Source organism: Micromonospora sp. CPCC 206171 (assembly GCF_036906755.1).
Classification (GTDB): Bacteria; Actinomycetota; Actinomycetes; order Mycobacteriales; family Micromonosporaceae; genus Micromonospora; species Micromonospora purpureochromogenes.
In genome coordinates this window covers 51,695-64,790 of the sequence record NZ_JBAKHT010000013.1, presented here as the reverse complement: position 1 = coordinate 64,790, position 13,096 = coordinate 51,695, and the positions used below count along the sequence as shown (strand labels likewise).

13 protein-coding genes are annotated in these 13,096 nt (G+C 70.2%); 7 read left to right on the top strand and 6 right to left on the bottom strand.

The features are described 5' to 3' along the window. The first annotated feature begins 40 nt into the window (after positions 1 to 40). The 3 genes from V6U89_RS16790 (at position 41) to V6U89_RS16780 (ending at position 1,417) form a co-directional block, all read left to right on the top strand. Positions 41 to 370 (top strand): hypothetical protein, encoded by a 330-nt coding sequence (locus V6U89_RS16790; protein WP_334572128.1) that lies wholly within the window; start codon positions 41 to 43, stop codon positions 368 to 370. After that, positions 355 to 657, top strand: coding sequence for a hypothetical protein (locus tag V6U89_RS16785; RefSeq protein ID WP_334572127.1), 303 nt, complete (start codon positions 355 to 357; stop codon positions 655 to 657). The genes V6U89_RS16790 and V6U89_RS16785 overlap by 16 nt, the downstream gene beginning before the upstream one ends. 259 nt (positions 658 to 916) lie before the next feature. Then, positions 917 to 1,417 carry a hypothetical protein gene (locus V6U89_RS16780; RefSeq protein WP_334572125.1) on the top strand — a complete coding sequence of 167 codons (501 nt, stop codon included), beginning with the start codon at positions 917 to 919 and terminating at the stop codon, positions 1,415 to 1,417. 68 nt (positions 1,418 to 1,485) lie between these two features. Here V6U89_RS16780 and V6U89_RS16775 read toward each other — a convergent pair whose 3' ends face one another. The 4 genes from V6U89_RS16775 to V6U89_RS16760 are packed head-to-tail and all read right to left on the bottom strand — an operon-like array spanning position 1,486 to position 4,674. Further along, complete coding sequence (locus V6U89_RS16775; RefSeq protein ID WP_334572123.1) at positions 1,486 to 2,073, bottom strand: hypothetical protein; 588 nt, start codon at positions 2,071 to 2,073, stop codon at positions 1,486 to 1,488. Further along, on the bottom strand, positions 2,070 to 2,822 hold the full coding sequence (locus V6U89_RS16770) for a hypothetical protein (RefSeq protein WP_334572122.1): 753 nt from the start codon (positions 2,820 to 2,822) through the stop codon (positions 2,070 to 2,072). Before V6U89_RS16770 ends, V6U89_RS16775 begins: the two co-directional genes overlap by 4 nt. A 56-nt stretch (positions 2,823 to 2,878) precedes the next feature. After that, the gene (locus V6U89_RS16765) at positions 2,879 to 3,616 is read right to left on the bottom strand and encodes a DUF2589 domain-containing protein (protein WP_334572121.1); all 738 of its coding nucleotides are present in this window, start codon (positions 3,614 to 3,616) and stop codon (positions 2,879 to 2,881) included. An 11-nt stretch (positions 3,617 to 3,627) separates the two neighbouring features. Beyond that, the gene (locus V6U89_RS16760) at positions 3,628 to 4,674 is read right to left on the bottom strand and encodes a M12 family metallopeptidase (RefSeq protein ID WP_334572118.1); all 1,047 of its coding nucleotides are present in this window, start codon (positions 4,672 to 4,674) and stop codon (positions 3,628 to 3,630) included. A gap of 263 nt (positions 4,675 to 4,937) precedes the next feature. On the opposite strand from V6U89_RS16760, the gene V6U89_RS16755 reads away from it, so the two are divergent. The 4 genes from V6U89_RS16755 (at position 4,938) to V6U89_RS16740 (ending at position 11,527) form a co-directional block, all read left to right on the top strand. Continuing rightward, positions 4,938 to 7,100 carry a sensor histidine kinase gene (locus V6U89_RS16755; protein ID WP_334572117.1) on the top strand — a complete coding sequence of 721 codons (2,163 nt, stop codon included), beginning with the start codon at positions 4,938 to 4,940 and terminating at the stop codon, positions 7,098 to 7,100. Continuing rightward, entirely contained in the window at positions 7,090 to 7,773 is a 684-nt protein-coding gene (locus V6U89_RS16750; RefSeq protein ID WP_334572116.1) for a response regulator transcription factor, read from the top strand. The genes V6U89_RS16755 and V6U89_RS16750 overlap by 11 nt, the downstream gene beginning before the upstream one ends. Before the next feature lie 119 nt (positions 7,774 to 7,892). Further along, positions 7,893 to 9,248 (top strand): membrane dipeptidase, encoded by a 1,356-nt coding sequence (locus V6U89_RS16745; RefSeq protein ID WP_334572115.1) that lies wholly within the window; start codon positions 7,893 to 7,895, stop codon positions 9,246 to 9,248. Beyond that, positions 9,248 to 11,527: a sensor histidine kinase gene (locus V6U89_RS16740; RefSeq protein WP_334572113.1), complete on the top strand. Its 2,280-nt coding sequence runs from the start codon at positions 9,248 to 9,250 to the stop codon at positions 11,525 to 11,527. Before V6U89_RS16745 ends, V6U89_RS16740 begins: the two co-directional genes overlap by 1 nt. Before the next feature lie 45 nt (positions 11,528 to 11,572). Here V6U89_RS16740 and V6U89_RS16735 read toward each other — a convergent pair whose 3' ends face one another. Beyond that, the gene (locus V6U89_RS16735; protein WP_334572111.1) at positions 11,573 to 12,361 is read right to left on the bottom strand and encodes a hypothetical protein; all 789 of its coding nucleotides are present in this window, start codon (positions 12,359 to 12,361) and stop codon (positions 11,573 to 11,575) included. A 34-nt stretch (positions 12,362 to 12,395) separates the two neighbouring features. Further along, complete coding sequence (locus V6U89_RS16730) at positions 12,396 to 12,848, bottom strand: hypothetical protein (RefSeq protein WP_334572109.1); 453 nt, start codon at positions 12,846 to 12,848, stop codon at positions 12,396 to 12,398. Positions 12,849 to 13,096: the final 248 nt, after the last annotated feature.

The window sequence follows — 13,096 nt, the reverse complement described above, 5'->3', positions numbered from 1 at the left end:
TCGGCGGACGGCCGACGAGGCCCGACGGAAGCAGGAATCTATGTCCACCATCATCGACCTGGCCATGGTGGCGGTGAAGGCAGTGTCCGCCGCCCGGGCGGCGCCGCGACTCGCGGGACACGAATCCACCGCGCTCAACGAGGTGCACGATGCCCTCGGCCCCGCCCGGCAACAGCTGCGGGTCGGGGAGGCACCGAACGCCGTCCCGCAGGCCGGCCCGGCCGACCCGGGCCCGCAGTCCGGTGACAGCGACGACGGCGGCCTGCTTGGCACGATCCTCGACTGGATCGACGGCCTCTTGGTGACCTCACCGACCCGTCGGCACTCACACCGCAGACCCCACAGGGAGCCGTCATGGCCACACGAATGACCATCCTGACCGATGCCCGCGCCGAGGCATTGTTCGCCAGTGACCTGTCAGCGTGGTCCCAACCCACACGCGCCGACGTCGAGGCGGCGATCAGGCACGCCGTGCGCCGGTACGGCGGAATCCGCGGATGCCTCGGGCAGGTCGCCGCCGAATACGGCGACCACCCGGACGGGGCAGTGCGGCGCATGCGCTGGGCGCGCCGCATCGTGTCCGCGACCTACGGCAACCCGCCGCAGGACGAAATCACGGTACGCCGTAGGCCCGGCACACTCGCCCTGGCCGCCTGAGCCTCGCACCTGCCGTCCACGGACGGCGCCGGCGCCCGCGCCCTCCGGGGCCCGGGTGCCGTTCGCGGTGCAGGTTGGTCAGGCGGCCAGGAGCTGGTCGGCGGCCCGACGGGTCCACGGCCCGCAGGCCGGGGCCTCCCGGTTGAAGGGAGCGACGCCCTCGTCCGCGTGGGATCGACGTCCTGCCCGGAGACGGGCCGGCGCGGTACGCCGGACCGGGTCCGCGATCCCTTCCCGCCGGGACGGCGCCGGGTCGACGGTGGGCTGGACCGGCCGCGTCGACGCGGCCGACTTCTCGGAGGATCGCCATGTTCATCGACCGGATCCAGGCGCGCGGCATCGGTGCCTTGACGGCCGCCGCAGCGTTGACCTTGACGGCCGGCGGCTGTGCGCTGGTCGGCGGCGGGAAGCCTCAACCGCGCCAGCGCCACCGACGACCGCCACGGTCAGCCTGACCACCTCGTTCGCCTCGCTCGGCGCACCGAAGTGCACCGCCGGACCGATCCAGTGGTCGGCCGTGCCGATCAGCGTGCCTGCCGGGCCGGGTGACGGAGGGCCGGTCAACGCCACCCAGCCGCCTTACGAGTTCTCGCCGAGCGGCGACCGCTGCGTGCTGCAGTACAGCTTCACCGACCTTCGCCCGGGCCGCTCGCGGCTCGGCGTGGCGGCCGGCGTGGCGACCGGCGTATGTGAGGCCGACCTGAAGGCCGGGCTGACGTTCGTCACGGTGACCGCCGGCAGCTGCTCAGTACAACCCTGAGCCGGCTCGCGGCGGCAGCACAACGGCCGCGCGGGTCCGGTGGGGACCTGCGCGGCCGCGGTGGACGATCAGAGGTGCTCGGCGGTCGTGAGAGCCGTGAACCGCTCGTCGATCAGCAACAGCACATCCGGGAGCGCGACCCGCAGGGCCAGCAGGCGCGCCGCAGACCGGGTGCTCTGCTCGGAGATGAGGACACGCCAGATCCTCCGCGCGCCACCGTCACTCGCCGGCTCACTGGCGGCGTCGACGAGGGCGTTCTCGACCGCATGGTGCACCAGTACCGCGACCTCGTCCCGAGCCCTACCGAGGATTTCGGCGTTGCGCTCGTATTCGGCTCGCAGCCGCTTGCCGCTCTCAGCCAGCGCCCACCGGGCCACCCCGCGCTCGGCCTCACGACGTCGCCCCGGGCCGGCGGGATCCGCGTTGGCGCCCGGCCCGCGCCGCGCGCCGGCGACCTCGGCGCGCAGCGCCAGGCTCTCGTTCTCGGCGACGCCCATGCCCAGGCTCGCGTAGGTCGTCGCGGCGTCGGTGAGGAAGCGGATCGTCAGGTCGGTGGATGAGAGGTCGTGAGCGCCGTGCGCGCGAAGCGCTGCGTTGGCGTACGACAACAGGGTCTCGAGTGCCTGCAGGCGGTGGTGCAGGAATGGCGCGTTCATTCGAAGTCCACGATGGTGTGCGTCGTCCCCGTCTCGGAGTCCCGCGCCTGCCGCAGGTAAAAGCCTTCCTCCACCAGCTCCGCCTTGACGCTCAGCAGGGAGGAGGTGTCGCCAACGTCATGTATGACCTGGGTCAGCGGGTTGATGGGGAGCTGCTCGATCTCGAGCCGGTCCAGGACGGTGCGCCCCCGGACGAGGTCGACGATCCTGCGTGTGGTCTGCGCCCGCAGACGCGCGATCACATCGGACTCACGATGCTCGCGCAGGAGCGGGGATTCCATGAAGGTGAGGTCGAAGACCTCGGTCCAGCCGATGCGAACGATGTCGTCGGGGTGCATCGGGTCCGGATTGCCGGACAGGTCGTCGTACAGTGCGGTCGCGGCGTGGCCGGCCCGCGAGTCGACGACGGGCTCGGGTCGAGGGTCGTCCGGGTACGGTTCGAGCGGCGGTCTGAGTTCCTGCTCCGCCATGGCCCGGGCCTGCCAGGCCCGGGCCAGGAGGATCTTGACGAACTCATCGCGATCCATCACGAACCGCGCGACCCGCTGGAACTTGACGTCGTCCACGACCATCGGGATGGTCAGTTCCAGCTTGGCGACCCGAAAGCGTGGGGTCGAGAAGTCGCGCAGGACGGGATGGACGCTCTTCTGCTCGGCGATGTGCCGTGAGTACTCGTCCGCGATCTCCCTGGCCCTGACAGCCTCTGTGAAGCAGTAGCCGACGTAGTCACCGAGCGGGATGGTGGTCACAGCAGACTCCTTTGCGGTCACAGGGCAGTGGACTGGAAGATCATCGGAGCGCCGGACTAGGCGGCGAGCATGCCGAGCAGCTTTTCCAGTCCGGCAGGCATCTCGTCTTGCACCGCCTTGACGTTGACGCTCAGCGCATACTCCTTCTTCACCTCGACGCCGGTAGTGCTCTGCCGCTGGTACGAGCCGGACACCCGGAAGCTCACCGGCCCCCAGCCGGCCTTGACCTCGGCCTCCACGCCGAGCTTCTCGGAGACCTGCGAGGTCTCGACGGAGTTCAGCTTGACGTTGAAGTCGACGTTGACGTGTTCGATGCGCAGCGAGGGGATCGGCAACATCGCCAGCAGGGGCACCCTGATGGCGACGTTCTTGCTGGTCTCCGTACCCTCCGCGGTGACGTCTTTGCGGGTGTGCGTGAAGTCGACCATCACGAGTTCCCGCTTGCCCGCCTGGTCAGGCTGGGTGAACCCGACCCGGTTGATGAAGTCGATGGTCGCGAGCGAGGACGCGACCTGGGCGTCGACCGCCGCCTGCAGCGGTCCACCGATCATCACCCGGAACGGGATGTTGTTGAGCTCCGATGCGAAGTTGGTCGACGGGGCCGCCGCCGGGAGGACCGCCATGGCGGCCTCGGCGGCCCGGGAGATCGCCCGCAGCTGATCGACCGCCACGGCGGCGGCCTCCCCGGTCCTGGCCGCCGGAACCACCGGTCCGGCCGCACCGGTCGATGGGCGCTGTTGGTCGTCGTTCCGGTCGTTCGGATTGTTCCGGCCGGTCTCGTTGGTCTTGGACATGTCGATTCCTTTCACCAGTACATGAGCGCCGAGGCGCCTGATTGCCACGCGTAGTACATGCGGACCCGGGCGACATACCGTCGGCCGGCGAGGAGCTTGACGCGGATGAGCGCGTTGCGCTCCTCGCCGCTGTCGTCGTCGCCGGCGAGGTAGCGCAGCCCGCCGTCGACCTCCTCGAAAAGTACGAGCACCATGTCGGTGGCACCGAAGGTGCCGACCCGGTACGTCCGGCTGGTGCTCGGCACGATCTCGGCGTCGAACTGTTCCCCCGGATCCAGGTTTAGTGACACGGACTGGAACGGCTCAAGCCGTACCACCTGGTTGCCGAGCCCTGGATACCACCGGAGGACCTGCTCGGTATCGAGCTTCGAGATGGTCCCGGGCGGGAAGATGCCGGCCCGGTAGGCCCGCGGGTTCAGCACCAGGCCGCCGGGGAACTCGTACTCCATGATGGACTCAGGGTCCCAGTCGGAGCCTTCTACCTCCGATGCCCCCAGCTTGCGCAGGACGTTCTCGTACACGGTCGCCCGGTCCCAGTTGTTGGGCGGGCCGCCGAGGTACCGGTAGACGGCCTCCTCGTCCCAGACGATCCCCGCGTGGGGATTCTGGTGCTCGTGCGGGAGGCCCATCGCGTGTCCGATCTCGTGGCGGGCCGTCGTTCTGCCGTACGGGTTGCTCAGGTCCCATCCGAAGTTCATCGTCCGCTCGTCGTGGCGGACCAGCAGGGCATCCCGGCCCAGGTACGACCACGAGCCGTCCCCTGACACGAAGCCGATGCGCACCTCCGCCTCCGCGGGCGAACCGACCTCGGCGAAGGTGAGGCCGATGCCCAGACCCTCCCATTCCTCGAACGCCTGCCGGACCACATCTCGCTGGGCATCGCTGCCGGAATTCTGATCAAGGAAGGCGTAGCGCAGGCGCGTTCCGTTCACCCACTTGCTGCGGCCCAGGATGATGGCGCGCTGCCGCGCCGCCGGCATGTCCTGCGGCAACACCGGCACGGTTCGCGGCGGCGCCGTGCAGTACCGCAACCGTCTGACTTCCTCCGCCCGTGCCATGGCACCGACTCCTCTCCCGCGACGTAGGCCCGCCGGCGATGCGCGGCACCTAGCAAGAGTCTCGGCGGGGGCTCACCCGGACGGCAGTGAGCGCAGTCCCGGCGGGGCCGGGATGTCCCAGCGGCTGGGGCCTGACCGTGGCCTCATCTGGAGATGGGACACCGGTACCTGAAAATGACGCGGAAATGGCGTGACAGTCAGTGGATGCCGGGTCACTCTGGAGTGCGTCGAGGCTAGGCCGATCCGATCCACGCGAGGGATACATGGCCCACCGTCTCACCGCGACGACCAGTCTGGTCCTGATCCTGCTCCTGGGGTGGGCAGGCTGGACCCGCGTGTCGGCGCCCTCGGACGGCAGCGTCGTGCATCTGTCCAACGCGGTCTGGCAGCAGGAGCACATCCCCATCAGCTTCGTCGTGTGCCCGTGTGAAGGTCTCCACGCGGGCGACGCCGTGGTCGGGATCACCGGCCCGGACCTGGACGGCAGCTACGTCTACACCGTCCTGGGCGACGATGAGCGGCGCGACGTCGTCGTCCGGCTCGACTCCCTGTCCTGGACGACCCTGCTGGGAACCGCGTGGAGCCCCCTACTGACCGTGATCCTCATGCTCGCCGTGGGATGGTTCGTCTTCGCGCACCGGCCACGGGACCCGGCCGCCCGCGCCCTGTTGCTGGTCGCGTCGCTGTTCGGCTTCGGGACCACGAGCTGGCTGCTCGGCGAGACAGCGCTGCAGCTCGCCACGCGCGGCCCACGCGTGATCGACGTGCTGGGCGAACTCGCCCTGGCCCTCGTTTGGGGCGCCACCGGGCACTTCGCCGTGGTGATGCCCGGGACCACGATTCGCGTGCCGGCCCGGCGCATCGCCGTGCTGTACCTCCTGCCGCTGCTGCTGCACGGCCTGTACCTCGCGGTCGCGCTGCCGTCGTCGGACGGGCGGCTGGAGGCCCTCGGCCGGGCGGCACAGGTGTCGCTGGCGCCGAGCCTGATCATGCCGATCGTGACGGCCGGGCTCATGGTGCTCGGCTACCGGCGCACGGAGGACCCCTGGGCGCGGCGACGGTTGCGCTGGGTCCTGTTCGCCTTCATCTTCTCGGCGATCGCCATGCTGGCGCTGTGGGCCCTGCCGATGCTGTGGCGTCGCCCGCTGCTCGACGTCGCACTGCTTCCCACGGCCCTGCTGCCGTCGGTGGTCGCCCTGGCGGCGGCGGTGCTGCGCTATCGGCTGTTCGACATTGAGGTCATCGTCCGGCGTTCCCTGCTGTACGGGGGCCTGACCACCTGCGTGCTGACCATCTACCTGTCCGCGGGTTCGACGTTCGGCCACCTCATGGGTGCCGGACCCGGACTCGCCGTGGTCCTCGCCACCTGCCTGGTCGCCTTCAGCGTCCAGCCGCTGCGGGATTGGCTGCAGTCACGCATCGCCCGACTGATCTACGGCGAGCGCGACAATCCGTTCGGCCTGGTGTCGCGGCTGAGCCGGGTGGACGTCGCCGTAGAGCCGCAGAAGGCGCTGACCGAGGTCGCGGCCGCCCTGGCGCGTGCGCTGCGGATGGCGTACGTCGGCATCGAGCTGTACACCCCGAACGGCCGGTTGGCCGTCGTCGCCGCCTTCGGCGCGCCGAGCCGGCCGTCGTGGGTCATCCCGCTGCGGCAGGGGCCGACGACAGTCGGCCGGATGCTTTTGGACGTCGGACCGGGGCAGGAGCCGTTCGGGCCGGCCGATCGGCGGCTCCTCGACGGCATGACCCGGCACATCGGCAACGCTGCTGCCGTCGTGCTGCTGAACGCCGAGTTGCGCGAGTCCCGGCACCGCCTCGTCCTGGCCCGCGAGGAGGAACGCCGACGCATTGCGCACGCGTTGCACGACGGGCTCGAGGCGGCACTGGCGGCCCACAGCCGGCAGCTCAGGGAGGCCCGCACCTTCGTCGAGACCGATCCCGACCGCGTCATCGCCCTGTTGGACGCCGCGATCAGCAGCACCAGGACCGTGATCGGTGACATCCGGGGGCTCGTCTCAGGCATGCGGCCGCCGGCGCTGGATCAGCTCGGCCTGATCGGCGCGATCCGGGAGCGGGTGGGCCGAGACCGCGACGAGACCGGCGCCGCGACAGCGGTGGTGGACGTCGCCGCGGCGAACGACCTCGGCGCGTTGCCGGCGGCGGTGGAGGTGGCCGCGTTCTGGATCACGGTCGAGGCGGCCCGGCACACCGAGTGCGCGGGTGCTGCGCCCCGCTGCCGAGCGCGTCTGGAGCGGCACGGCGATCTGTTCGTCGACATCCGCGCCGACGACAGGTTCAGGACCGGCCCGGGACTGCAGGCTGCGGCCGAACGGGCGGAGGAGCTCGGCGGAACGATGATCATTACGGCGACTGCGGTACAGGCGCGGCTGCCGATCCGCGAAAGGACGGCAGGAGATGACGGCTGACCTGATTCGTGTGCTCGTCGCGGACGACCACCCGTCCGTCCGGGCGGGTGTGCGGACGCTGCTGGACATGACCGGCGGCATCCAGGTGATCGCGGAGGTCGACACGAGCGACGACGCCATCCGCATGGCCCGGGAGCTCCAGCCGGACGTCGTGATGATGGACCTGCGGATGCCCGGGCTGGGCGGCGTCGAGGCCACCCGTACGGTGGTGCAGGAGAGCCCGCACATCGCGGTGCTCTGCTTCACCATGGTGGAGGACAGCGACGCCGTCTTCGCCGCCATCCGCGCCGGTGCGCGGGGTTATCTGCTCAAGGAGTCGGGGTCTGCCGAGCTCGCACGTGCCGTGCAGGCGGTCGCCAAGGGCGAGTTCATCACGAGCCCGGCCATCGCGAAGCGGATCTCGTCCTTCTTCGAGGCGTCAACCCGAACCGGCGGCGCCCTTGAAGCATTCCCCGTGCTCACCGCCCGCGAGCGGGAAATCCTGGACCTCATCGCGCAGGGCCGCAACAACGCCTATCTGGCGCGCCACCTGATGCTGAGCCCCAAGACCGTCCGCAACCACATCTCCAACATCTTCGCCAAACTCCACGTAGCGGACCGCGCCGAGGCCATCGTCCGCGCGCGGGAGGCCGGACTGGGCCGTACCTCGCACACCACCGGGGAGCAGCGATGAGCGCCGGATCCGGCTACGCCGACCTGCACCTGCATCAGTTCGCCGACCTGGGCTTCGGAGGCCGGGTGCTCTGGGGGTCCGCGGCGGCCGGAGACGCCGGCCTCGGATCCTGCCGATCGGTGCACGGCCCGCACGGGCTGTTCGACCTGGCGGGCAACATCGGCAAGATCATGCTGGGCACAGAGTCACCCAGGGCGCTGCTGGGACACCGGACCGCCGGAGCGGCGGACTTTCCGGCGTGGCCGCGGTGGAGCGACGTCACACATCAGGCGGTACCGCGGTCCGGTCTGCAACGCGCGGTCGAGGGCGGCCTGCGGCTGATCGTGATGATGGCGGTCAACAGCCGGATTCTGGGCAGCCTGACCCGGGGCGCCGACTACGACGACATGCCGGCTGTCGACCGGCAGCTCCAGGCTGCCAAGGAGTTCGAGGCCACTATCGACAAAGAGGCCGGCGGACCCGGCCGCGGATGGTACCGGATCGCCTACTCCGCCGCGCAGGCACGGCAGATCATCGACGACGGAAAGGCCGCCGTCGTCCTGGGCATCGAGGTGGACCACCTCTTTGGCGATGTCATCGGGCCGCACTCCACACCCGACGACCTCGCCGCACAGGTCAAGCGGTATCACGACCTGGGCGTGCGGCACGTGTTCCCGATCCACCTCGAGAACTGCGCGTACGGCCGGGCCGCGTTCGCCCTCAACCTGCACTGGTCCCGCAACGGCGGCCCCATCTCCAAGGTCAATCCGCCGTTGTCGCTGCCGGTCTTCCGAATGAACACAGCGCCGCGCCCCGGCGGATACGACTACCGCGCCGGGCACTGCAACACAGGCGGTCTCACACCGCTCGGCGAGACGCTCATCCGGCTGCTCATGGAGCACCACATGATGATCGACGTCGACCACATGTCTGCGGCCTCCCGGGCCGACACGCTGCGGCTCACAGGTGCGGCCGGCTATCCGGTGGTGGCTGGTCACGCCGAGGTCCTGGCGGCCGCCGAGGCGGGTAGACGCAGCGAACGCCTGCTGACCGACGACGAGCTCACCGCCATCGGCCGGCACGGCGGGATCGTCGCCCCCCTGCTCCGCCAGATGTCGATCGCGGTGTCGAGCGATGCGAAGGGGACCGCCGAGGCGTTCCTCGCGGCGTACCGCCGGGTGCTGCGGCGACTGCCGGAGGCCGCGATTCCGTTCGGCTCCGACCTCAACGGTTTCGCCGGACTGCCGTGCGACCTGCGCCGCGGACGACCTCTCGAGTATCCGTTCAACGCGCCGGTGACCCGCGCGGCGCTTGGGCGCAGCCGGTTGGGCCGGCGCAGCTTCGACCTCAACACCGACGGGATCGCCCACGTCGGCATGCTGCCGGACTTCGTGGCGCACCTGTTCGAGCTGGGCCTGTCGGAGGAGGAAGGCAGGCCCCTGCTCGACTCGGCGCTGGGCTATGTCCGCGCCTGGGAGCAGAGCTCCGGCTACTGATGAACGTGCGCCTCGTCGCCGCCCTCGTGGGACTGCTGGCCCTGCTGACCGGTGCGCTGATCTGGGAGCGGGCGGCCACGCCGTCGGACGGTGCCGTCGTGCAACTGTCCAACGAACCGTGGCACAGCGACTCGATGACGATCAGGTTCGTGCTGGACGACGCCAACGGGCTGCGCGAGCGAGACGTCGTCACGCAGGTGGACGGGCGGCCGCTCGGCTCGATGCGCGGCCCGGCCCCGGTCCGCGTGAACGACACGCACCGCTACACCGTCCAACGCAACGGACGGACCCTCGACGTGGCGATCACCTACCGGTCGTTCCCGCTCCGGGCCGCCGCCGGCCGCAACCTGGCGGCCCTCGTATTCCTCCTCGGCCTGCTCGCGGTCGCCCTGTTCGTTGTCGCGAGCCGCCCCGCCGACAGGGCGGCCCAGGTTCTCCTGGTCATCGCCGCGTTGACCTGCTGCGGTACCACGGCCTGGCTGCTCGGTGGTGACGTCATGGCCCTCGCCACGTCGGGGCCGACCATGCTGCAGGTCCTTGGCGAGACCGCCCTGGCGATGATCTGGGGGGCGCTGCTGCATTTCGCCGTCATCCTGCCCGGGTCCGGGCTGCGACCGAGCCGGTGGTTCCTCGCGGGCCTGTACGCCGCACCCCTTGCCGCCCACGCCGCCTATCTCGCGGTGGCCCTCCCCACCGCGAACGGCACGTCCGAAGCACTGGGCCGCCTGGCGCAGATATCGCTGTCTCCCAGCACGGTGCTCCCGATGGCCGCGGTGGTGATGACGGTACTCAGCTACCGGTCGATGCGGGACGAGGGGTCCCGGCGGCGGACGCGATGGGTGCTGATCCCCTTCTACGGCGCGGTGGCCGGCTTCGTCGGTCTGTGGTCCGTTCCGAACGCGCTCGGGCTGGAGGTTCCGCCGGAGAACCTGATTCCCGTGCTGTTCCTGCCGTGGGTGCTCGCGATCGGAGCGGCCGTCCTGCGCTACCGCTGGTTCGACGTCGAACTCATCGTGCGCAGGTCCCTCCTCTACGGCGGCCTCACCGCCTGTGTCCTGGCGATCTTCCTGGGCACCACCTGGGCGTTGAGCTTGTTCGCCGGTCCCCGGCCGGGTCTGGCCGCCCTCATGGCCAGCGGGCTCGTCGCGCTCAGCGCCCAGCCCTTGCGCCGGTGGCTGCAGCGGTACGTGGGGCGCCTGGTGTACGGCGAACGGGACGACCCGTACGAGGTGATGGCCAGGCTGGGCCGCATCGACGCTGCGGCCGATCCGCAACGCGTACTGCAGCGTATCGTGGAGACGCTCGCCCAGACCCTGCGGCTCCGGCACGCCGCGATCCGCCTCGGCACCATCGAGGCCTCGTGTGGCCATCCGCTGGGCAGGCCGATGACGTGGGAGTTGACACACGGGCAGGAGGTGCTCGGCCGGCTTGTCCTGGAGGCGGCCTCGGGACGGGAGCCGTTCGGGCGGGCTGACCAGCAGTTGCTGGACACGCTCATGCGCCAGATCAGCAGCACTGCCTCCGCCGCGCTGCTCGGCACCCGGTTGCAGCACTCCCGCGAGCAGCTCGTCCTTGCGCGCGAGGAGGAACGGCGGCGGCTGCACCACCGCCTGCACGACGGCCTCGGGCCGACGCTGGCCGCACACGCGCTGCAGATGGAGGTGGCCCGTGCGCAGATGCGCAGCGATCCGCACGCTGCGGCCGCAACCATGACGAACCTCATCGCGAACATCGAGGAGGTCAGCGACGACGTCCACCGGTTGGTGAACGACCAGCGGCCCTATGCCCTCGACGAGCGGGGCCTGGCCGGTGCGGTGCGCAACCGCTTCGGGGACCGGCTGACGGTGGTGGTGACCGAGTCCGGTGATCTGGGCAGCCTCCCCGCGGCGGTGGAGGTAGCCGCCTTCTGGATTGCGGTGGAAGCCCTGCACAACGCCGCGCACCATGGCCGGGCATCCTCCGCTCACGTGCGCCTGATGCGGGACCGGGATCTGACGATCGAGGTCACCGACGACGGCCGGGGCCTGCCTGCCGAGTTCCGGCCCGGGGGCGGTTTCCTGTCGATGCGTGACCGTGCCGAGGAGCTCGGCGGGCACTGGACCGTCTGCCCGGCGCCGGGCGGCGGTACACGCGTCCACGTCTTGCTGCCCCTCGACCATCGGACGGAGTCCCGGTCCGGGCTGGCACCGCCGACCGGGACGGAGGTCCCTTCCGGCCACATCGCGCCCGAGCCACCGGTGAGGCCGGGAGAGTTTTCCGGCCTCGAGCCTCTGCCCTGACCGACGGTGCCGTTACGGACGTTCCGCAACGGCACCGTCGACCACCTAGGCGCCTCTCTCCTTGATGATGATCATCACCTGCACATAGTTCGGGCTCGGGTTCGGGAAGCTGGCAGCAACGCTGTAATGGACACCGATCCGGCAATCCCTCGGGTTGTTCGGATCCACCCAGCCCAGAAGGGTCGCATTGGCGGGTCCGCGGGTGTCGGTCACGATGACCTGAGCCGTCGTGCGCACGTAGCCGGGACTACAGTCCCCGCCGTACTGGGTGTCCAGACCAAAGCCGCCGATGTACTTGCCGTACGTCGTCAACGGGGGCTGCGGGAATCCCGGCAGGTCGCGTTCAGGCGCCGGCTCGGCGGGAGGATCGGCGACCGCCAGCGGGAAGCTTTTCGTGTCGTCCCCATTGCTCAGGGAAACGGTGGAGCTGATCATGCCGCCCCGGGTGTAGACGAAGCCGGGGAATGGCACCACTGTCGACTGGTCCGGGTTGAGCGGTCCACGGGTGACGGACAGGATCCGAGGGTCGGTCGGATCCGGTTTCCAGTTAACGACGAAGTTCCCGCTTCGTGTGCCGCCCTCATTCCTGACCGTGACCTTGAGGCTGACCGCGTCCTTGTTCGCGGTCGGAGCGGACGGGGCGAAGACGGGGGCTGCGATCCTCAGCGCGGACGGCCGGTTCAGGATGAGATTGATCGTGTTCGGGTCATCCTGGTCGGGCCACCGGAACACCAGCCTGGACCCCGGCTCGACATCCTTGAAGTCCTCCCTCGAGAAGTCCAGGTTGATCTGGTATCGCGTCACGTAGGCCGCCTTCAGGTTCGCGTTCCGCATCCTTTGCCCAGCAGGCGGCCTGGAGCCATGACGGTCACCGGATCGAGCAGACGCCGCCGCTGAACCCCACGAACTTCGTCCCGGCCGGGAAGTCCGACTCGCAGACGCCGCTGGCCAGCCCGGCCGCCACGGTGATCCGCCAGCGACCGGGCCGCAGGGACGAAAACATGTGCTGCAACTGGCACCGGTCCCCGCTCGGCAGGAATTCGTGGTAGGCATCGACGTCGTTGACGGCGGTGGCCGTGCCGTCGCCGTTCGGCGGCACCGTGAGCGGCGCGGCATTCCATTGGATCGGGCCCGCGGTGCACTTGGGCGCGCCCTGCGAGGCGAACCAGGTGGTGACCGAGATCGTCGTGGTGGTGGGCGGCGGTGGCGGCGTGCCGGACCCACCTCCGAACAACGCGCAACCGCCGGCCGCGGCCAGGGCCGCCGTCAGGGTCAGCGCACCGGCACCGCGCAGCATCGTCGATATCGTCTTGGTGGGCATGGCCTCTCCTCCGCCTCGGTGGGTCGCCTGCGGCAGACCCGAGCCCGCCCAGTGTCGAAACCGGACCGTCCCGGACCCCAGTGAGCGTGCGCCCATCCGGCGCGGGAATTCCGGCGGTCGCCGACGCCGTGCTGCCGCGTTTCTCCGGGGACGTCGCTCCCACCCGGAATGGGGGCGTCGCTACCTGTCGGGCGGGACGGCCACCTGCCGAGCATCGACGGGTACGCAACGACACCTCAGATCGGAGT

Coding starts and splice junctions, on each gene's coding strand:
- V6U89_RS16790 (WP_334572128.1), top strand. CDS start 41: ATGTCCACCATCATCGACCTGGCCATGGTGGCGGTGAAGGCAGTGTCC.
- V6U89_RS16785 (WP_334572127.1), top strand. CDS start 355: ATGGCCACACGAATGACCATCCTGACCGATGCCCGCGCCGAGGCATTG.
- V6U89_RS16775 (WP_334572123.1), bottom strand. CDS start 2,073: ATGAACGCGCCATTCCTGCACCACCGCCTGCAGGCACTCGAGACCCTG.
- V6U89_RS16765 (WP_334572121.1), bottom strand. CDS start 3,616: ATGTCCAAGACCAACGAGACCGGCCGGAACAATCCGAACGACCGGAAC.
- V6U89_RS16760 (WP_334572118.1), bottom strand. CDS start 4,674: ATGGCACGGGCGGAGGAAGTCAGACGGTTGCGGTACTGCACGGCGCCG.
- V6U89_RS16755 (WP_334572117.1), top strand. CDS start 4,938: ATGGCCCACCGTCTCACCGCGACGACCAGTCTGGTCCTGATCCTGCTC.
- V6U89_RS16750 (WP_334572116.1), top strand. CDS start 7,090: ATGACGGCTGACCTGATTCGTGTGCTCGTCGCGGACGACCACCCGTCC.
- V6U89_RS16740 (WP_334572113.1), top strand. CDS start 9,248: ATGAACGTGCGCCTCGTCGCCGCCCTCGTGGGACTGCTGGCCCTGCTG.
- V6U89_RS16735 (WP_334572111.1), bottom strand. CDS start 12,361: ATGCGGAACGCGAACCTGAAGGCGGCCTACGTGACGCGATACCAGATC.
- V6U89_RS16730 (WP_334572109.1), bottom strand. CDS start 12,848: ATGCCCACCAAGACGATATCGACGATGCTGCGCGGTGCCGGTGCGCTG.